Source organism: Pseudomonas sp. AL03, from assembly GCF_029960815.1.
Lineage (GTDB): Bacteria > Pseudomonadota > Gammaproteobacteria > Pseudomonadales > Pseudomonadaceae > Aquipseudomonas.
In genome coordinates, this window is the sequence record NZ_JASBRE010000032.1 from 15,367 (window position 1) to 34,569 (window position 19,203).

Sequence of the window (19,203 nt, forward strand, 5' to 3'; positions counted from 1 at the left end):
CGCTTCCTTGGGAAAAGCCCAGACTGGCCCAATACTGCAAGGCAATCCATCCACCGTTTCCCTATTGCCTGTGAGACAACTCAACGCGCCTCGCCGGACAAGACAATCGCGGCCTTGCGCTTCAACACCTCAAGATCCATCACCGGCACCCCCATCTCCTTCGCCAACTCATCCCACTGCCTCATCCGCAAACTGACCGCACACAACGGATCTTGCTCGAAGGCTTCAGCCTCGGATTCGGTCATCTCCCCACCCTGATATTCCAGGGTCCGGCGACTGGCTTCGCTCAATCTCTCGTAATACCCAGGCTCTTTGAGCGTCAGGTAACGCTTGGCCTGAACGTGGTATTCCACAAGCCGCGCCATGCGCTCGCTGAAACCGGCGCGGCGCAAATAGTCCGCGCCCAACCGCTCGTGACTGACCACGCCGAAGCCGCCCATGTTCTCGGCACTCTCGGCGCAGATATGTCCGATGTCGTGGAAGAACGCCGCCAGCACCACTTCATCATCGAAACCCTCGGCCATCGCCCGTTCGGCCGCCTGTGACATGTGCTCGATCTGCGACACCGGCTCGCCGATGTAATCGCTCTCGCCAAAGCGCTCGTACAGCGCGAACACCTCGGCGACCACTTGCTCATTGCGGTCCATCAACGCTCTCCCAACACCGTCGCGACGTTACGTTCAGCCATCGCCGGCCCGACGCTCATGCCGACACCCGTGTGCATCAGTGCCACGCTCACACCCGGCATCGGACGCAGGAACGAGAACGGCCCCGGTCCCCGAGAACCATAGACACCCTGCCAGCGTTCCACCACTTGCACCTTGCAACCCAGGGTGTGTTCTGCGAGCTCAATCATCCAATGGTCCACCTGCTCGGCATTGAACGGCGACGGATCGCGGCCGTAATGGTGGGAGTCGCCGATGATCAATTCACCGTGAGGCGTCGGGCTGATCAGCAGGTGAATGCCGTTTTCATGCAGATGCGGTTCCTCTCGCAGGATTTGCGCGTGCACCGCCGCCGCTTCCGGCAGATCGGCGAAGGCGCCGTAGTGCACGCAGCTCAAACCGGTGAGCAAAGCGTGTTGCAGGTTCAGGTTGATTTGCGGTCGGGCGCGAAGCATTTGCAGGCGACAGATTTGCGGATTGAGTTCGGCGATCGGCTCGGCCAGCAGTGTCTGATAATCGTGACCGGAACAGACGATGATCTGTTCGGCGCTGAAGGATCCGGCGGTGCTGTGCAGGCGACCCGGCTCGACGTCACGCACCAGGGTGGAGAAGTGAAACGCGACGCCAAGCTCGCGGCGCAGGTAGTCGATCAGCGCCGGAATCACTTCGCGCGAATACAACTGCTGATCGTCCATCCCGAGCAACGCCGCGCGATGATGGCTGAACTGACCGCCGTAGACATCGCGTAACGCCGCACCGCGCAGCAGGTCGACGCGGTAACCGTGTTCCACGGCGCGACCCGCGCAGAAGGCTTCCAGCAGGTGTTCTTCCGCTTCGGTGCGGGCAAACAGGTACGAGCCGTTGCGCTTGAGTTGCAGACCGGCGAGCTGCGCCCATTGGCCCCAGATCTCGCGGCTGGCCTTGGCCAGTTCGAGCATCGGACCCGGTGGCTGGCCAGTGACCAGTGCCTGGCCGAAGTTACGTACCGAGGCGCCCAAAGGCGTTTCGCTGCGCTCGAAAACCGTGACTTTGAGACCGCGTATGGCGGCGGCGTAGGCGTGGGACAGGCCTAAAATTCCTGCGCCTACGATCAGCATGTCGTTGTGTTGTGTCATGGAGTTTTGTCCTGAATTCGAAGCCGCCTTCGCGGGCAAGCCTCGCTCCTACAGGGGAACGCGTATCCCTGTAGGAGCGAGGCTTGCCCGCGAAGGGGCCCTCACAGCCGATGAAGATCTTACTTGGCAACCACTTTCTCGGACTTGCCGTCATAGCGCTTGCGCCATTCGGTGAGGATTTCATCGCGATTCTTCGACGCCCAGGCGAAGTCGTTCTTGATCAAACGTTGCTCATAATCCGCCGGCAATTCGGTCTGCGGCTTGGCAATACCCGGCTGAGCGAGCACGGCGAAGTTCTCTTTGTAAAGCTCCATCGCCGCCGGACTGGCGGAGAAGTCAGCCAGTTTCTTCGCCGCCTCTTCATGCGGTGTGCCCTTGATCACGGCGGTGGCTTCGATCTCCCAGCCCAAACCTTCTTTCGGCAGGATGATGTCCAGCGGCGCGCCTTGGCGTTTCAGCTGAACGGCGGGGTATTCGAAGGAAATACCGATCGGGAATTCACCGGCCGCCGCCAATTTGCACGGCTTGGAACCGGAGTGAACGTACTGGCCGATGTTCTGGTGCAGGTCGTCCATGTACTGCCAGCCCTGCTTCTCGCCGAAGGTTTGCAGCCAGGCGCTGACGTCGAGGAAACCGGTGCCGGACGAGGCCGGGTTCGGCATGACGATCTTGCCTTTGTACTCAGGCTTGGTCAGGTCCTGCCAGCTCACGGGTTTGCTCAAACCCTGCTTCTCGGCCTCAACCGTGTTGAAGCAAATGGTCGCGGCCCAGACGTCCATGCCGACCCAGGCGGGCGGGTTAGCAGCATCGCGGTAGTTGCCGCCGATCTTGCCCAGGTCCTTCGGCGCATAGCTTTGCAGCATGCCTTGCTGATCGAGGATCGCCAGGCTCGAGGCCGCCAGGCCCCAGACTGCGTCAGCCTGCGGACGGGCTTTTTCGGCCAGCAACTTAGCGGTGATGATGCCGGTGGAATCGCGCACCCACTTGATCTCGACGTCCGGGTTGGCCTTTTCGAAGGCTTCTTTGTAGGTCTTCAGTTGTTCGGCTTCGAGGGCGGTGTACACCGTCAACTCGGTTTTCGCAGCGTAAGCGTTCAGGCTGAAAGCGGTGAGAACAGCAGCGGCCAGGGCCAGGGGCTTGAACATGTCGTTTTACCTTTTGTTTACCGGACGTTGAGTTGAGGGTGTGAATCAGTGACCGGGCGCGGTCTGCCGCCAGGCCTGGGAGCGGCGCAGCAACCCGCGCGAAGCCCAGGCCAGCAGCAGGGACACGCCCGCCGAGGTGAACAGAATCAGGGTCGACATCGCCGCCGCGCCGCCGACATTGCCGGCGTCGTCCATGTTCAGCACCGCCACTGCCGCGAGGAGGGTGTCGGGGCTGTAGAGGAAGATCGCCGCCGAGACGGTGGTCATGGCCGAGACGAACAGGTAGCGCACGATGTCCAGCAGCGCCGGCAGGCAAATCGGCACGGTGACGCGAAGGTAATGCCGATACAGCGGCGCCTTGAGCGACAACGCGGCAGCTTCGAACTCAGCATCGAGCTGACGCAGCGCGGTGGTGGCGGTCATTTGCGCGGTGGTCAAATAGTGCGCAATGGTGCAAACCACCAGCAGAGTCATGGTTCCGTAGAGCACATGCAGCGGGTTGCCGGTAAGGTTGAAGAAGAAAACGTAACCCAAGCCCAGCACCAGACCCGGCACCGCCATCGGTATGAAACTGAGCATGCGCAGGATCAGATTCAGTCCGCGCTGGCCCTTGGTTTTTTCCATCAGGTACGCGCCGGTGAAGATCAGCACGCTGCCGATCAACGCCGTGCACAGGGCCATCTTCACGCTGTTGCCATAGGCCAGCCAGCCGCCACCCGCCGTGTCGTTGAACTGGTAATGGTTGAGTGACAGCGACAGGTTGTACGGCCAGAATTTCACCAGCGACGAGTACACCGCCATGCCGAACACCAGCAGCAACACCGCGCAGATCAGCAACACGATCGTCAGGTAGCAGCCGTCCCGCAGTTTCGACGGCACCGGTTGAAAGACCTGCGCCCTACCGCTCATGGAATCGCCGTGACGCCGACGCAGCCAGGCGTCGACACCGAAGCTGAACAGCGCCGGCAGCAGCAGGACCATGCCGATCAACGCGCCGCGACCGAATTGTTGTTGGCCGACCACGGCTTTGTAGGCTTCCAGCGCCAGCACCTGATAATCGCCACCGACCACCACGGGCACGCCGAAGTCGGTGATGGTCAGGGTGAACACCAGACAGAACGCCGCGAACACCGCCTGACGCGTCGCCGGCCAAGTGATGCTGCGGAAAGCTTTCGCCGGACTGGCGCCCATGCTGGAGGCCGCATCGAAGAGCCGCGCATCCGCCAGGGAAAGCGCCGACAGCAAAATCATCAAAGCGTGTGGGAAGGTGTAGATGACCTCGCCCAGAACAATGCCCCAGAAGCCGTAGATGTTGTCCGAGAGCAAACCGCGCAGCATGCCCTGGTTGCCGAACAGATAGACCAGCGCAATCCCCGGCAACATCGATGGCGCCATCAGCGGCAACAACGACATGCCGCGCCAGATAGCTTTGCCAGGAATCAACGTGCGTTGCAGCGCGTAGGCAAACAGGTAAGCCAGCGGAACGACAATGGCCGCAACGCTGAGGGAAACTTTCAGGCTATTGCCGAGCAACCAGTGGAAATTCGCGCTGGTCACCAATTCACGGGCGGCCACCAGACCGCCGCCCTGCCCGGCTTCCGAACTGAAACCGCGCCAGAAGATCGCCAGCAACGGCATCAACACCGCAACGCCGAGCAACACCAGCAACAGGACTTTGCCGCCGACCACGAACACCCGGTCGCCGATCTCGGCACGGGAGGTCTGCCGAACCTGCTTGTGCGGTATCGGCAGCGCGAGGTTCGCGCTCATCAGGCAAACACCTGCAAGCTGCGCGGAGGCAAGGCGACCATGATCTGCTGCGCGCCAAGGCGCGGCATGGCTTCTGGCGCCAGTTCCGCGAGTAATGCGTGGCCCGGCAGTTGATCGAGCTCGAAGCTCATGCGGCAACGGTTGCCGAGGAAGGTGATCTCGCGAACCTTGGCCGGAAACAGGTTTTCTTCATGCACCGGCGGGTTGACGTTGATCGCTTCCGGACGGCAGAACAGACGACCCGATGCGGCGTTGCCCGAATCGGCGGCCAGGCGCATGTTCATCCCGCCGACCTGAGCGTGGCTGTCGCTGCTGCGGCGGAACGGCAGCCAATTGCCCTGGCCGACGAACTCGGCCACAAACGGTGTTGCCGGACGGTCGTAGATTTCCTGCGGCGTGGCGTACTGCTCAACCTTGCCGTTATTCATCACGGCGATGCGGTCGGCCATCAGCATGGCTTCGTCCTGATTGTGGGTGACCATCAGGGTGGTAACGCCAAGGTTGCGCTGCAGTTGGCGCAGTTCGGTGCACAGATGCTCGCGGACCCGGGCGTCGAGGGCCGACATCGGTTCGTCGAGCAGCAGCAACGAAGGTGCCGGCGCCAATGCCCGAGCCAGCGCGACACGCTGCTGTTGGCCGCCAGACAATTGGCCGGGGTATTTTTTCTCACTGCCGATCAGGCCGACCAGTTCCAGCATCTGACCGACGCGCTGGCGCACTTCTTCGCGACCAGTGCCAGCGAGGCCGTAGGCGATGTTCGCTTCGACAGTGAGATTGGGGAACAGCGCGTAGGACTGAAACAGAATGCCGTAGTCCCGAGCCTGAGGTGCCAGGTGGGAAACGTCGCGATCACCGAGGTACAACTCGCCGCTGTCCTGCTTCTCAAGACCGGCGATGCAGCGCAATAAGGTGGTTTTGCCGCAGCCCGACGGACCGAGCAAACACACCAGTTCACCGGCCGCCACGTCGAGGGAAACGTTATCCAGCGCGGTGAACGCGCCGAAGCGTTTCTGCACGCCGCGCACTTTCATCGGGGCGCCGGGGTTGGTCAGGGCAGTTGCGATCGAGTGGTTCATGGACAGGCCTCATCAAGCAGATGAAGGCCATCCTAGATTTGTAATGCGTCCGTGATGTGGCAGTGAGGCAAAAACGGCTGATAGTGGTATTCAAGGATTTGGGTTCATGTTCAAGAGGTGCGCTGCCTGAGCTGGCGCCTTCGCGGGCAAGCCTCGCTCCTACAGTTTTATCGCATTCCCCCGTAGGAGCGAGGCTTGCCCGCGAAGAGGCCGGCACAGTCACCGCAGGACCTAAGCAGGGGCCATTTCCTGCGCCAACCCCAGAAACGCCGCCGGCAGCCGCGCGCCTTTTCGTTCCTTGAGGCAGTACAAATACTCCGGAATCTGCGGCGCATTCTCGATGGTCAGCACGCGCAATTGCGGATCATGCGGCACTTCCTGCCGGGCAATAATGCTGATACCGATGTTGCGCAGCACCGCCTCACGGATCGACTCACGGCTGCCAATCTCCAGCAACGGCCCGAAACTCACCCCGGCACTGGCCAACAATTCTTCCGTCAAACGCCGAGTGGTCGAGCCCGACTCACGCATCAGCAAGGTATGCCCGGCCAACGCACTGAGCGGCACAGGGTCGTGGACCGCCAGCGGATGATTGCGATGCACCGCCAGCACCAGCGGATCGCTGCCGAGTACGCGGCGGATCAGCCGCGCATCGTCGAGCAACTGCGACGACGCCGCGATGTCCACACGGTACTCCTCGAGCGCCTCCAGCACTTGCTGTGAGTTGCCGATTTCTACCGATACCTCTACGTGCGGCAAGCGCTCGCGAAAAGTCTTCACCAGATCGAGGATGTAATAAGGCGCCGTGGCCGCAATGCGCAACGTGCCCTGGACCTGACCGCTGTTACGCAGGAAAAACTCGATGTCGGCTTCCTGCTGCAACAGCGCCTTGACCATCGGCAGCAACCGCGCGCCGTCATCGCTGACGCTGAGGCGACGGCCGCCACGGTAGAACAACTCAACCGAGTACTGACTCTCCAGATGCCGAATCTGGGTCGTCACCGTGGGTTGGCTCAGGCCGAGTTTTTTCGCCGCCAGGGTAATGCTGCCCAAGCGGGCCACCATGTAAAACGCCTTCAGCTCGGCACTCAGCACACCCGTCCCTCATCGTCTATTTGCGCAACAGGCGCAAACCGTTAAACACCACCAACAGGCTCACGCCCATGTCGGCGAACACCGCCATCCACATAGTGGCGATCCCAGCGAAGGTTACTCCAAGAAAGATCGCTTTGATGACCAATGCCAGGGCAATGTTTTGTTTGAGGATGCGGGAAGTCTGCCGTGACAGCCGGATAAAGGTCGGGATCTTGCGCAGATCGTCGTCCATCAGGGCGACATCGGCCGTTTCGATCGCGGTATCCGTACCCGCCGCCGCCATGGCGAAACCAATCTCGGCCCGCGCCAGCGCCGGTGCGTCGTTGATGCCGTCGCCGACCATGCCGACGTGATGGCCCTGTGCATAAAGGTCTTCGATGGCTTGCAGCTTGTCGGTCGGCAACAGATCGCCCTTGGCCTCGTCGATGCCCACTTGCGCGGCAATCGCCTGAGCGGTGTGGACGTTGTCGCCGGTGAGCATCAGGGTTTTGATGCCCAGATCGTGCAGTTGCTGGATCGCCTCGCGGCTGGACTCTTTGACCGTATCGGCGACGGCGAACAGTGCCAGCGGGCCGGACTTGTCGAGCAACAGCACCACGGACTTGCCCTGTTTCTCCAGCGCGAACAGCTTTTCCTCCAGCGCTGGAGAGCACAGGCCCAGTTCTTCCACCAGGCGGTGGTTGCCCAAGTGATACGTCTGACCGTTGATTTCGCCACGTACGCCGCGGCCGGCCAGCGCCTCGAAGTTATCCACAACGAGCGGTGCGAGTTGTTTATCCACAGCCGCATTGGCGATGGCCAATGACACTGGGTGATCCGAGCGACCAGCCAACGCCGCCGCAATCGCCGGGGCTGATTCTTCGACGGTCGGATCGAGGGACAAGTAATCGGTCTGCACCGGTTTGCCGTGAGTGAGGGTGCCGGTCTTGTCCAACGCCAGATAATCGAGTTTGTGACCACCCTCCAGGTACACGCCGCCCTTGACCAGAATGCCTTTGCGCGCCGCTGCTGCCAGGCCGCTGACGATGGTTACTGGCGTAGAAATAACCAGTGCACAAGGGCAGGCGACCACCAGCAACACCAACGCCCGGTAGATCCAGTCGAACCATACAGCGCCCATGAACAGTGGCGGAATCACTGCAACGGCGAGGGCCAGGATGAACACCGCCGGCGTGTAGATTTTCGAGAAACTGTCGACGAAACGCTGGGTGGGTGCCCGCGCACCCTGAGCCTGTTCCACGGCGTGGATGATCCGCGCCAGGGTCGAATTGTTGGACGCCGCGGTCACGGCGTATTCCAGGGACCCGGCCTGGTTGATGGTGCCGGCAAATACTTTGTCGCCGACTGTTTTCTCAACCGGCAGGCTTTCACCGGTGATCGGTGCCTGATCGATGGTCGAACTGCCCGAAACCACTTCACCGTCCAGACCAATCCGCTCGCCGGGACGTACCCGCACTCGCGCGCCCAGCTCAATGGTTTTGACGTCCCGCTCGATCCAACTGCCGTCGGCTTGCTGCACCGTGGCCTGCTCCGGGGTCATCTGCATCAACCCGCCGATGGCGTTGCGCGCACGGTCCAGCGACTTGGCCTCTATCAACTCGGCCACGGTGAACAGGAACATCACCATCGCCGCTTCCGGCCACTGGCCGATCAGGATTGCGCCGGTCACCGCGATGCTCATCAACGCGTTGATGTTCAGGTTGAGGTTCTTGAGCGCGATCCAGCCTTTCTTGTAGGTGGTCAGGCCACCGCTGAGGATCGAAATCAGCGCGATGATCGCCACCACCCAAGTCGGTGCGGCGTTAGTGAAGTGGATAACTTCGGCGGCCAGTGCGCCAACACCGGCCAGCGCCAAGGGCCACCAGTGCTTTTTCTCGGGGATTGGCGCGGGCGCTTCGGTGCCCTGCTCCATCGACTCGGCTTGCATGCCCAGGGATTTGATCGCGTCGATGATCGGCGCGGTGCTCGGCAGGTCATGGGTGACGCCCAATACGCGGTTGATCAGGTTGAATTCCAGTTGCTGCACGCCCACGAGTTTGCCGAGTTTGTTCTGGATCAGCGTTTGTTCGGTTGGGCAATCCATGGCGTCGATGCGGAAACTGCTCAGCCGCGTGCCGGCGGTCGGCTTGTCATTCAACTTGATCAGCGATGGCGCCACCACTTTGGAAGAACAGCAGGAATCACCATGTCCGCCATGCTCGTGGCTTGCATTGTCATGCTGGGGCACAGGCTGCAGTTTGTGGCTGTGATCGTGATCGTGATCGTGATCAGCCTCGGGTTTGTGCGTGTGAAGGGAATCGCTCATTGGGTCGCGTCCAGAAAGGTGCCTGTTGCCAAGTAAAGACCCTGTAGCCACTATAGGGTCAAGCACCCTTTTGGAGATTGCCGTCATGAAGATCGGAGAACTGGCCAAACTCACCGACTGCGCCGTGGAAACTATCCGCTACTACGAGCGCGAAAACCTGCTGCCGGAACCGGCCCGCAGCGACGGCAACTACCGCGTCTACACCCAGGCCCACGCCGAACGCCTGACCTTCATCCGCAACTGCCGCACCCTCGACATGACCCTGGAAGAAATCCGCAGCCTGCTGGCATTGCGCGACAGTCCGCAGGATCAGTGTGAAAGCGTGAATGCGTTGATCGACGAGCACATTTATCACGTGAAGGCGCGGATTGATGGGTTGCTGGCATTACAGGTACAACTGCTGGACCTGCGCCAACGCTGTGGCGAGGGGCCGGAAATTGATCAGTGCGGGATTTTGCAGCGGCTTGAGGTGAGCGGTGGGGTGGTGGCGACGGAGGTTGAGCATACTCATGTGGGCCGCAGTCACGGGCATTAAGGGCCTATGATCGTTCCCACGCTCTGCGTGGGAATGTATCCCGTGACGCTTTGCGTCACAGTGGACGCGGAGCGTCCATGGCGGCATTCCCACGCGGAGCGTGGGAACGATCAGATTGCGTTACGGCTTAAACCGCCATCGGCGCGGTCATTGGGGCGTGGTGCTCGTAGCCCTCAAGCGAGAAATCGCCCGGCTCGATCAACTCCAGCCACTCCGGCTGGTACACACCGGTCTTGGCAAACTCCGGCACACGCTCGGAAATCACCAGTTTCGGCATCGGGAACGGCTCGCGCTTGAGCTGTTCGTTGAGCATGTCCAGGTGGTTTTCGTAGACGTGGGCGTCACCGATGAAGTAGGTGAACCAGCGTGGCGTGTAGCCGGTCAGGCGACCGATCAGGCTCAGCAGCGCGGCGCCTTCGGTGAGGTTGAACGGCGTGCCGAGGCCCAAATCATTGGAGCGGATGTAAAGGGTCAAAGAAATCTCTTTGGTCTCGACATTCGGGTGGAACTGATACAGCAAGTGGCACGGCGGCAGGGCCATTTCATCGAGCTGGGCGACGTTCCAGCCGTGGAACAGGATGCGGCGGCTGCCCGGGTCTTTGATGATGGTGTCGACGCACTGGCGGATCTGGTCGATCGCCTTGTACAGCACCACGTAAGCCTGACCGTCCTCTTCGCCTTCAGCAATCTGGCGATACCCCTGGCTCAGGGTCTGCTCGATGGCGGCCTTGTTGCTGACCGGGATCTGCTTGTACGCCGGCCATTTGCGCCATTGCACGCCGTAGATCTCGCCGAGGTCGTCTTCGCCCTGACGGAACGGATTGGCCAGCCACTGGGCGTTTTCGTTAGCGTTCTGATCCCAGACCTTGCAGCCCAGCGCACGGAATTCGGCGGCGTTGTTCACCCCGCGCAGAAAACCACACATCTCGCCGATGGCCGATTTGAAGGCCATCTTGCGCGTGGTGATCGCCGGGAAACCTTCCTTCAGGTCATAACGCAGCATCGCGCCAGGGAAACTGATGGTGTTCACGCCGGTGCGGTTGGCCTGTTTGGTGCCGTTCTTGATGACGTGAGCGACCAGTTCGAGATATTGCTTCATGAATTACCTGTGTCCTTGAACCCGGGACCGTCGCCCCGGGGTTCGAATTTATACAGCCGCCGCTGGAGCCACCGGTGCACGGTGATACGCCAGCCAGATCAGGAACAGACCGCCGACGATCATCGGTACGCACAGTACTTGACCCATGGTCAGCCAGTTCCAGGCCAGATAGCCCAGTTGCGCGTCCGGCACCCGGACGAATTCAACGATGAAACGGAAGATGCCATAGAACAGCGCAAACATCCCGGACACCGCCATGGTCGGCCGCGGCTTGCGCGAGAACAACCAGAGAATGGCGAACAGTGCTAGGCCTTCGAGCGCGAACTGATACAGCTGTGACGGGTGACGCGCCAGTTGCGCCGGATCGGTCGGGAAGACCATCGCCCACGGCACGTCGGTCGCCTTGCCCCACAACTCGGCGTTGATGAAGTTACCGATGCGCCCGGCACCCAGGCCGATCGGCACCATCGGTGCGACGAAGTCCATCAGTTGGAAGAACGACTTACCGTTCTTTTTACCGAACCACATTGCTGCCAGCATCACGCCGATAAAGCCGCCGTGGAACGACATGCCGCCCTTCCAGACCTCGAAAATCAACGTCGGGTTGGCCAGATAAGCATTCAGATCGTAGAACAGCACGTAGCCCAGACGCCCGCCGACGATAACGCCCATCGACATCCAGAAGACCATGTCGGAGAGTTTCTCTTTGCTCCAGGTCGGGTCGAAACGGTTCAACCGGCGGGACGCCAGCAGCCAGGCGCCGCCGATGCCGATCAGGTACATCAAGCCGTACCAGTGGATTTTCAGCGGACCGATGGCCAATGCCACCGGGTCGATTTGCGGGTAAGGCAGCATTGCGACTCCTTGTTAGAGTTGAAACCAAAATTCCCGGGCGACGCTGCCACGCCAGGATTAAGCCAGGATTGCGGTACGCGTCAGAGCAAAAAGCTCAGGCCCACGCAGAACAGCAAAGCGGCAAACAGTCTTTTCAGCAACTTCGGCGACAGGCTGTGGGCCAGTCGCGCGCCGAGGCGGGCGAAGACCATGCTGGTCAGGGCGATCCCCAGCAGCGCCGGCAAATAAATAAAACCGAGACTATGGGCCGGCAGCAATGGATCGTGCCAGCCCAGAATCATGAAAAATAATGCACTGGACAAGGCGATCGGCAGACCGCAGGCGGATGAAGTCGCCACCGCTTGCTGCATCGGCACGCTGCGCCAGGTCAGGAACGGCACCGTCAGCGAACCGCCGCCAATCCCGAAAATCGCCGACGCCCAGCCAATCACACTGCCGGCCACGGTCAGACCGACTTTACCGGGCACCGTTCGGCTAGCCTTGGGCTTGAAGTCCAAGGCGAGCTGAACGGCGATGATCAGTGCAAATACGCCGATGATTTTCTGCAAGTTTGGCCCGGAGATCGCCTCAGCCGTCAACGCGCCGAAACCGGCACCGATGAGAATACCAAGGGTCATCCAGGCAAAAATTGGCCAACGCACGGCGCCGCGGCGGTGATGTTCGCGGATCGCATTGACCGAGGTAAAGATGATTGTCGCCAGGGACGTGCCGACCGCCAGGTGCGTGAGGATCGACGCATCGAAACCCTGCAAGGTGAAACTGTATACCAGCACCGGAACGATAATGATCCCGCCGCCGACCCCGAACAGCCCGGCCAGCACACCTGCACAGGCGCCGAGTGCCAGATAGAGAAGAAATTCCATGCGCATCCCCAAATGAGAGCGGCATGGTAACGGATGCATGGCCTCAAGCTCCACTGGATGGCGATGGATACCCGCACGATGACTGAGTAGAGTGGGCAGAAAACACACAAGGACCACCTTATGTGCCTGATTGTTTTCGCCTGGCGACCGGGTCACGCCCAGCCGCTGATCGTGGCGGCCAACCGCGACGAGTTCTACGCCCGGCCCAGCCTGCCTCTGGCGCAATGGCCCGAAGCACCGCACGTTCATGCCGGTCGCGATCTGGAGGCTGGGGGCACCTGGCTCGGTGTTGGCGCCAATGGACGCTTCGCCGCGCTGACCAATATCCGCGATCCGCATCAGCCACCTGCGCGCACGTCACGAGGAGAGCTGGTGGCGCGGTTTCTTAGCGGGGGTATGCCGATAGATGACTACTTAAGCGACGTTGTCGCACGTTCGCTGGAATATGCCGGATTTAATCTGTTGATCGGCAATGCCAACGAACTGTGGCACTTCAATGCCCGGGAGACTGAGGCGGTGATGCTGCCACCGGGGGTTTATGGGTTGTCGAACGCGGGACTGGATACGCCGTGGCCGAAACTGCTCAAGGCACGGGCAGCGCTGGAGGAAGTGCTGGAAGATCCGCAGCCCCAGGCGCTACTGGCGTTGCTGAATGATCCGCAGACGGCGACGTTTGCCGAACTGCCGGATACCGGGGTCGGGTTGGCAACCGAGACGCTGTTGTCGAGTGTGTTTATTGCCAGCCCGACTTATGGGACCCGGGCGAGTACGGCGTTGATTGTTCAAGCGGATGGGACGCGGTGGATGGTTGAACGGAGTTTCGGGCCGTATGGGGGGCATTTGGGGGAAGTTGAGGTCAGGGTTTAGATTTGTGGCGTATTCGAGGACGCCTTCGCGGGCAAGCCTCGCTCCTACAAGGATCACCTAATCCCTGTAGGAGCGAGGCTTGCCCGCGAAGAGGCCAATGCAGGCTTAGAGAGTTTTAGCCGAAGCCGGATTGATCATCCGCGCCAACCCAAGGTTCTTCAGCGCCAACTGCAGCGAGCTGTGGATAACTTGCGGGTTGTCGATGGTCATCAGCTCGGCCAGTAATTCCGTGGCCATGCTCAGGTTGATCTGACGCAGCATCCACTTCACTTTCGGCAAGTTGGTGGCGTTCATCGACAGGCTGTCGAAGCCCATCGCCATCAACAGCACCGCCGCCGCCGGATCGCCGGCCATCTCACCGCAGATACTCACTGGCTTGCCTTCGGCATGAGCGTCACGCACCACGCTCTGAAGGGCTTGCAGCACCGCTGGGTGCAGGTAGTCGTAGAGGTCGGCTACACGCGGGTTGTTTCGGTCCACCGCCAACAGGTACTGGGTCAGGTCATTGGAGCCGACCGACAGGAAGTCCACTTGCCGCGCCAGTTCCTTGGTCTGATAAACCGCCGCCGGAATTTCGATCATCACGCCGATCGGCGGCATAGGCACGTCGCAGCCTTCGTCGCGGACTTCACCCCAGGCCCGGTGAATCAGGTGCAGGGCTTCTTCCAGTTCGTGGGTGCCGGAGATCATCGGGAGCAGAATCCGCAGGTTGTTCAAGCCCTCGCTGGCCTTGAGCATGGCGCGAGTCTGGACCAGGAAGATTTCCGGGTGGTCGAGCGTGACGCGAATACCGCGCCAGCCGAGGAACGGGTTGTCTTCCTTGATCGGGAAGTACGACAGCGACTTGTCACCGCCGATGTCCAGGCTGCGCATGGTCACGGGTTGCGGGTGGAACGCGGCGAGTTGCTCGCGATAGATCGCCAGTTGCTCTTTTTCGCTCGGGAAGCGCTGGTTGATCATGAACGGCACTTCGGTGCGGTACAGACCGACACCCTCAGCGCCACGCTTCTGCGCCCGCGCCACATCCGCCAGCAGGCCAGTGTTGACCCACAGCGGCATGCGGTGACCATCGAGGGTCACGCACGGCAAGTCCCGCAGTGCGTCCAGCCCGAGGGACAGTTGCTTCTCTTCCTCGACCACTTCGGCGAACTGCTTGCGCAGCACTTCGCTGGGGTTGGTGTAGACCTCGCCGTGGTAGCCGTCGACGATCATCTGGATGCCGTCGACTTTCGAATACGGCAGGTCGACCAGGCCCATCACCGTCGGAATGCCCATGGCGCGCGCAAGGATCGCCACGTGGGAGTTGCCGGAACCGAGTACCGAGACCAGACCGACCAGCTTGCCTTCCGGCACCTCGCCGAGCATCGCCGGCGTCAGTTCTTCGCTGATCAGAATGGTGTTGTCGGGGTAAACCAGGGTCTGTTGACGCTCTTCCTGCAAATAAGCCAACAAGCGGCGACCAAGGTCTTTGACGTCGGAGGCGCGCTCACGCAGGTAGGCGTCGTCCATCAATTCGAAACGGTTGACGTGTTCGGTGACCACTTGACGCAACGCGCCCTGGGCCCACTGACCGGTCTTGATCACCGTGGTGATTTCGCTGCCGAGCGAGGCATCGTCGAGCATCATCAGGTAGACATCGAACAGCGCGCGCTCTTCCGGGCGCAACTGGTTCGCCAACTTGGCGGACAAGGCGCGCATGTCGGCGCGCACGCCTTCGATAGCCGTCTTGAACAGACCGAGTTCCGCGGCAATGTCGGTGATGGTCTTGTCCGGCACCACATCCAGATCGGCCGGCGGCAGCATGACCACCGCAGTACCGACCGCCGCACCCGGCGAACCCGGTACGCCGACGAACTTTGCTTCCTGAATACCTTTGCCCTGACGGCCCAGGCCACGAATCGAACCGGTGGCCTCGGCGTGAGCGATAACGCCGGCGAGCTGTGCGCTCATGGTCACGAGGAAGGCTTCTTCGCCCTCATCGAACTGACGGCGTTCTTTTTGCTGGATGACCAACACGCCGACAACGCGGCGGTGGTGAATGATCGGTGCCCCGAGGAATGAGGCGTAGCGCTCTTCACCCGTTTCGGCGAAGTAACGGTAGCGCGGGTGATCCGCAGCGTTTTCGAGGTTAAGGGGTTCTTCACGCGTGCCGACCAGGCCGACCAGACCTTCGTTGGGCGCCATGCTGACTTTGCCGATCGAGCGCTTGTTCAAGCCCTCGGTGGCCATCAGCACGAAGCGGTTGGTCTCGGGGTCAAGCAGATAGACCGAGCAGACCTGGCTGCCCATGGCCTCTTTGACGCGCAATACAATAATGCCCAACGCCGCCTTGAGATCCTTGGCGGAGTTAACTTCCTGGACGATCTTGCGCAGCGTATTGAGCATGGCTCGGGGTCGAACTCCGTCGTCAGTCGCGCGTTAAAAGGCGCGGGGCAAGCTCTTTGAGAGCGCGTCGATACACCTCGCGCTTGAATGTCACCACCTGGCCCAACGGATACCAATAACTGACCCAGCGCCAGCCATCGAATTCCGGTTTACCGGTCAAATCCATCCGCACCCGCTGCTCGTTGGAGACCAGGCGCAGGAGAAACCATTTCTGTTTCTGGCCGATGCACAGCGGTTGGCTGTGTGTCCTGACCAGACGTTGCGGCAAACGATAGCGCAACCAGCCCCGGGTGCAGGCGAGAATTTCAACATCTTCGCGCTCAAGACCCACTTCTTCGTTCAACTCGCGGTACAAGGCGTCTTCCGGCGTCTCCTGGGGGTTGATCCCGCCCTGTGGAAACTGCCAGGCATCTTGATTGATACGGCGAGCCCATAGCACCTGTCCGGCATCATTCGTGAGAATGATCCCGACATTGGGGCGGAAACCATCGGGGTCGATCACGGCAACAACCTCGCAAACGCATGTCGCCGCATTGTTCCACAAAGGTTGTGATAGCAGCAACGAACCGGTCTACCTTATGTGCACTCTTGTGAAAAGTCCGTATTCTGGACGCCTTTCTACAGACTTTTCAGCGAGTAACTGCAATGCGGCTGGCTTTATTCGACTTGGACAACACGCTCTTGGGCGGTGACAGTGACCACGCCTGGGGCGATTACCTGTGCGAACGCGGCTTCCTCGACGCCGTCGCCTACAAGGCGCGCAACGACGAGTTCTATCAGGATTACCTGGCCGGCAAGCTGGATAACGATGCCTACCTGAACTTCTGCCTGGAAGTCCTCGGCCGTACCGAAATGGCCACGCTGGATCAATGGCATCTTGATTACATGCGCGATTGCATTGAGCCGATTGTGTTGCCCAAGGCTATCGAACTGCTGGCCAAGCACCGTGAGGCCGGCGACAAACTGGTGATCATCACCGCCACGAACCGCTTCGTCACCGGACCGATTGCCGAGCGCTTGGCTGTCGAAACCCTGATCGCCACCGAATGTGAAATGGTTGATGGCCGCTACACCGGGCGCAGCACCGACGTGCCGTGCTTTCGTGAAGGCAAGGTGACGCGGTTGAATCGTTGGCTGGAAGAGACTGGGTATTCGCTGGAAGACAGCTATTTCTATAGCGACTCGATGAATGATTTGCCGCTTCTTGAGCAGGTTGCGAATCCGGTTGTGGTTGATCCTGATCCGAATTTGCGCGCCGAAGCCGAGAAGCGTGGCTGGCCGGTAATTACTCTGCGCGGCTGATACCGCCTGTAGCAGCTGCCGAGGTACGAGGCTGCGTTGCGGTCCGCAGGACCGCCCATGGGGCCGCTTCGCAGCCCATCGCAGCCTCGTGCCTCGGCAGCTGCTACCGATTCTGCGCTAAACCGGCTTCGCGCCCATCAACCCCGCAATCGCGATAAAACAGACGAAGCTGAACAGTGCGAGGGCAAAAGTGAATTTGCCGTTTCCACCAGGCGTCTTGCGCAGCTTGTTAAGCCGCACCAACAGCCAGAACCAGCCCAACGCCGCGACGGTGTAAAGCACACTGGACGCCAGCAACCAGGTCTGCCCCAGCGGCCAGCCCACCAGATGCACCATCCACCAGCCGGTAAACGGCATGCTCAGCAGCGCCAGCCCCATCACCAGCCAGATAAACACTCGCGGTCGCTGCAACGTGCGCGTGTGAGCCGTCGCATCACCGTTACGGCGCGTACGCCAGACCCAAATCGCCAGACCCAACGCGCTGATCAACAGCAGCACTGTTGCCACGATGTGAGCCACTTTCAGGGCGGTTAACGTTTCCATTGTTCGATTTCCTTATGGCTTGCCCATCAGCGTAGCCGCTCAGCCGAGAAACAACTGATAGGCCGGGTTGTCGCTTTCGTCCCAGTACGGGTAGCCGATTTCTTCCAGTGCTGCGGGCACCAGATGGCGTTCATCGTGAGGCACTTGCAGGCCCGCGACCACACGGCCATCCGCCGCGCCATGGTTGCGGTAGTGGAACATCGAGATGTTCCAGCGCCCGCCGAGCTTGTTGAGGAAGTTGAACAGCGCGCCCGGACGCTCCGGGAACTCAAAGCGCAGCACCACTTCATCGACCACATGGGCGGCACGCCCGCCAACCATGTGGCGGATGTGCAACTTGGCCAATTCGTTGTCGGTGAGATCAAGCACCGGAAAACCCTGCTCGGTCAGGCTGGCAAGCAGCGCACTGCGCGGGTCGGTTTCCGGATGCGTCTGCACGCCCACGAAGATGTGCGCTTCGCTGCCGGTGTTGTAGCGGTAGTTGAATTCGGTGATCTGGCGCTTGCCGATGGCTTCGCAGAACGCCTTGAAGCTGCCCGGTTTCTCGGGGATGGTCACGGCGATGATGGCCTCGCGACCTTCGCCCAGCTCGGCACGCTCGGCGACGTGGCGCAGGCGGTCGAAGTTGACGTTGGCGCCAGAGTCGATGGCCACAAAGGTGTGACCGGTGACGCCGCGTTGCTCGACGTATTTCTTGATCCCGGCCACACCCAAGGCGCCAGCAGGTTCGGTGATCGAGCGGGTATCGTCGTAGATGTCCTTGATCGCCGCACAGATCTCATCAGTGCTGACGGTGATCACTTCATCAACATAGTCTTTGCAGATATCGAAGGTGTGCTGACCAATCTGCGCCACTGCGACGCCGTCGGCGAAGAGGCCTACGGTCGGCAAGATCACGCGCTCGCCAGCGGCCATGGCCGCTTGCAGGCAGTTGGAATCATCCGGCTCGACGCCGATGATTTTGATTTCCGGGCGCAGGTACTTCACGTACGCCGCGATCCCGGCGATCAGCCCTCCGCCGCCCACCGGGACGAAAATCGCATCCAGACGCCCAGGGTGCTGACGCAGAATCTCCATCGCCACCGTGCCCTGCCCGGCAATGGTGTGGGGATCGTCGTACGGGTGGATGTAGACGTAGCCTTTTTCGTCGACCAGTTTCAGCGAGTAGGCCAGGGCTTCCGGGAACGAATCCCCGTGCAGCACCACTTTGCCGCCGCGCGAGCGCACGCCTTCGACTTTGATTTCCGGGGTGGTCTTGGGCATGACGATGGTCGCTTTCACGCCCAACACCTTTGCCGCCAGGGCCAGGCCTTGCGCATGGTTGCCCGCCGACGCGGTCACGACACCGCGAGCGCGCTCTTCATCGCTCAGCTGGGTCAGCTTGTTGTAGGCGCCGCGAATCTTGAACGAGAACACGGGCTGCAAGTCTTCGCGCTTGAGCCAAATATGATTGCCCAGCCGCTCGGAGAGCTGGCGGGCAGTCTGCAATGGGGTTTCTACGGCAACGTCATAAACGCGCGAGGTGAGGATCTTTTTGACGTACTGTTCGAGCATCGGAAAGCATCACTGAGCGGGTTGGGCAG

17 protein-coding genes are annotated in these 19,203 nt (G+C 60.8%); 3 read left to right on the forward strand and 14 right to left on the reverse strand.

Annotated features, from left to right (window positions below):
- Positions 1 to 80 precede the first annotated feature (80 nt).
- The 7 genes from QK293_RS23455 to QK293_RS23485 all read right to left on the reverse strand — a co-directional run bounded on the left by QK293_RS23455 (position 81) and on the right by QK293_RS23485 (position 9,171).
- A complete protein-coding gene (locus QK293_RS23455; protein ID WP_282381593.1) occupies positions 81 to 647 on the reverse strand; it encodes a phosphonate degradation HD-domain oxygenase in 567 nt (188 codons plus the stop codon).
- Positions 647 to 1,780, reverse strand: a complete 1,134-nt coding sequence (locus tag QK293_RS23460; RefSeq protein WP_282381595.1) for a TIGR03364 family FAD-dependent oxidoreductase — start codon at positions 1,778 to 1,780, stop codon at positions 647 to 649. The genes QK293_RS23455 and QK293_RS23460 overlap by 1 nt, the downstream gene beginning before the upstream one ends.
- Positions 1,781 to 1,899: 119 nt before the next feature.
- The gene (locus QK293_RS23465) at positions 1,900 to 2,925 is read right to left on the reverse strand and encodes a putative 2-aminoethylphosphonate ABC transporter substrate-binding protein (RefSeq protein ID WP_282381597.1); all 1,026 of its coding nucleotides are present in this window, start codon (positions 2,923 to 2,925) and stop codon (positions 1,900 to 1,902) included.
- A 45-nt stretch (positions 2,926 to 2,970) separates the two neighbouring features.
- Complete coding sequence (locus tag QK293_RS23470) at positions 2,971 to 4,695, reverse strand: putative 2-aminoethylphosphonate ABC transporter permease subunit (protein WP_282381599.1); 1,725 nt, start codon at positions 4,693 to 4,695, stop codon at positions 2,971 to 2,973.
- Complete coding sequence (locus tag QK293_RS23475) at positions 4,695 to 5,771, reverse strand: putative 2-aminoethylphosphonate ABC transporter ATP-binding protein (protein WP_282381601.1); 1,077 nt, start codon at positions 5,769 to 5,771, stop codon at positions 4,695 to 4,697. Before QK293_RS23475 ends, QK293_RS23470 begins: the two co-directional genes overlap by 1 nt.
- 231 nt (positions 5,772 to 6,002) lie before the next feature.
- Positions 6,003 to 6,866: a LysR family transcriptional regulator gene (locus QK293_RS23480; protein WP_282381604.1), complete on the reverse strand. Its 864-nt coding sequence runs from the start codon at positions 6,864 to 6,866 to the stop codon at positions 6,003 to 6,005.
- A gap of 16 nt (positions 6,867 to 6,882) precedes the next feature.
- On the reverse strand, positions 6,883 to 9,171 hold the full coding sequence (locus QK293_RS23485; protein ID WP_282381606.1) for a heavy metal translocating P-type ATPase: 2,289 nt from the start codon (positions 9,169 to 9,171) through the stop codon (positions 6,883 to 6,885).
- An 85-nt stretch (positions 9,172 to 9,256) separates the two neighbouring features.
- Here QK293_RS23485 and cadR point away from each other — a divergent pair, with 85 nt between their 5' ends.
- A complete protein-coding gene (gene cadR / locus QK293_RS23490) occupies positions 9,257 to 9,706 on the forward strand; it encodes a Cd(II)/Pb(II)-responsive transcriptional regulator (RefSeq protein ID WP_282381608.1) in 450 nt (149 codons plus the stop codon).
- Between the two features lie 127 nt (positions 9,707 to 9,833).
- On the opposite strand, the gene QK293_RS23495 is transcribed toward cadR, so the two are convergent.
- The 3 genes from QK293_RS23495 to QK293_RS23505 form a co-directional block, all read right to left on the reverse strand.
- Complete coding sequence (locus QK293_RS23495) at positions 9,834 to 10,805, reverse strand: thymidylate synthase (protein ID WP_282381610.1); 972 nt, start codon at positions 10,803 to 10,805, stop codon at positions 9,834 to 9,836.
- A 48-nt stretch (positions 10,806 to 10,853) separates the two neighbouring features.
- On the reverse strand, positions 10,854 to 11,660 hold the full coding sequence (gene lgt, locus QK293_RS23500) for a prolipoprotein diacylglyceryl transferase (protein WP_282381613.1): 807 nt from the start codon (positions 11,658 to 11,660) through the stop codon (positions 10,854 to 10,856).
- A gap of 80 nt (positions 11,661 to 11,740) precedes the next feature.
- Positions 11,741 to 12,523, reverse strand: coding sequence for a sulfite exporter TauE/SafE family protein (locus QK293_RS23505; protein ID WP_282381615.1), 783 nt, complete (start codon positions 12,521 to 12,523; stop codon positions 11,741 to 11,743).
- Between the two features lie 120 nt (positions 12,524 to 12,643).
- On the opposite strand from QK293_RS23505, the gene QK293_RS23510 reads away from it, so the two are divergent.
- Complete coding sequence (locus QK293_RS23510; protein WP_282381617.1) at positions 12,644 to 13,390, forward strand: NRDE family protein; 747 nt, start codon at positions 12,644 to 12,646, stop codon at positions 13,388 to 13,390.
- Between the two features lie 105 nt (positions 13,391 to 13,495).
- Here the strand turns inward: QK293_RS23510 and ptsP are convergent, their stop codons facing one another.
- Together ptsP and QK293_RS23520 are read right to left on the reverse strand one after the other, a co-directional pair.
- Positions 13,496 to 15,775, reverse strand: coding sequence for a phosphoenolpyruvate--protein phosphotransferase (gene ptsP, locus QK293_RS23515; protein ID WP_282381620.1), 2,280 nt, complete (start codon positions 15,773 to 15,775; stop codon positions 13,496 to 13,498).
- A gap of 22 nt (positions 15,776 to 15,797) precedes the next feature.
- On the reverse strand, positions 15,798 to 16,277 hold the full coding sequence (locus tag QK293_RS23520) for an RNA pyrophosphohydrolase (RefSeq protein ID WP_095083604.1): 480 nt from the start codon (positions 16,275 to 16,277) through the stop codon (positions 15,798 to 15,800).
- Positions 16,278 to 16,420: 143 nt separating this feature from the next.
- Between QK293_RS23520 and QK293_RS23525 the strand changes: the two genes are divergently transcribed.
- Positions 16,421 to 17,077 (forward strand): HAD family hydrolase, encoded by a 657-nt coding sequence (locus QK293_RS23525; protein ID WP_282381627.1) that lies wholly within the window; start codon positions 16,421 to 16,423, stop codon positions 17,075 to 17,077.
- Positions 17,078 to 17,194: 117 nt separating this feature from the next.
- On the opposite strand, the gene QK293_RS23530 is transcribed toward QK293_RS23525, so the two are convergent.
- Positions 17,195 to 17,620, reverse strand: coding sequence for a DUF2269 domain-containing protein (locus QK293_RS23530; protein ID WP_282381629.1), 426 nt, complete (start codon positions 17,618 to 17,620; stop codon positions 17,195 to 17,197).
- A gap of 39 nt (positions 17,621 to 17,659) precedes the next feature.
- A complete protein-coding gene (gene ilvA / locus QK293_RS23535; protein ID WP_282381631.1) occupies positions 17,660 to 19,174 on the reverse strand; it encodes a threonine ammonia-lyase, biosynthetic in 1,515 nt (504 codons plus the stop codon).
- Positions 19,175 to 19,203: the final 29 nt, after the last annotated feature.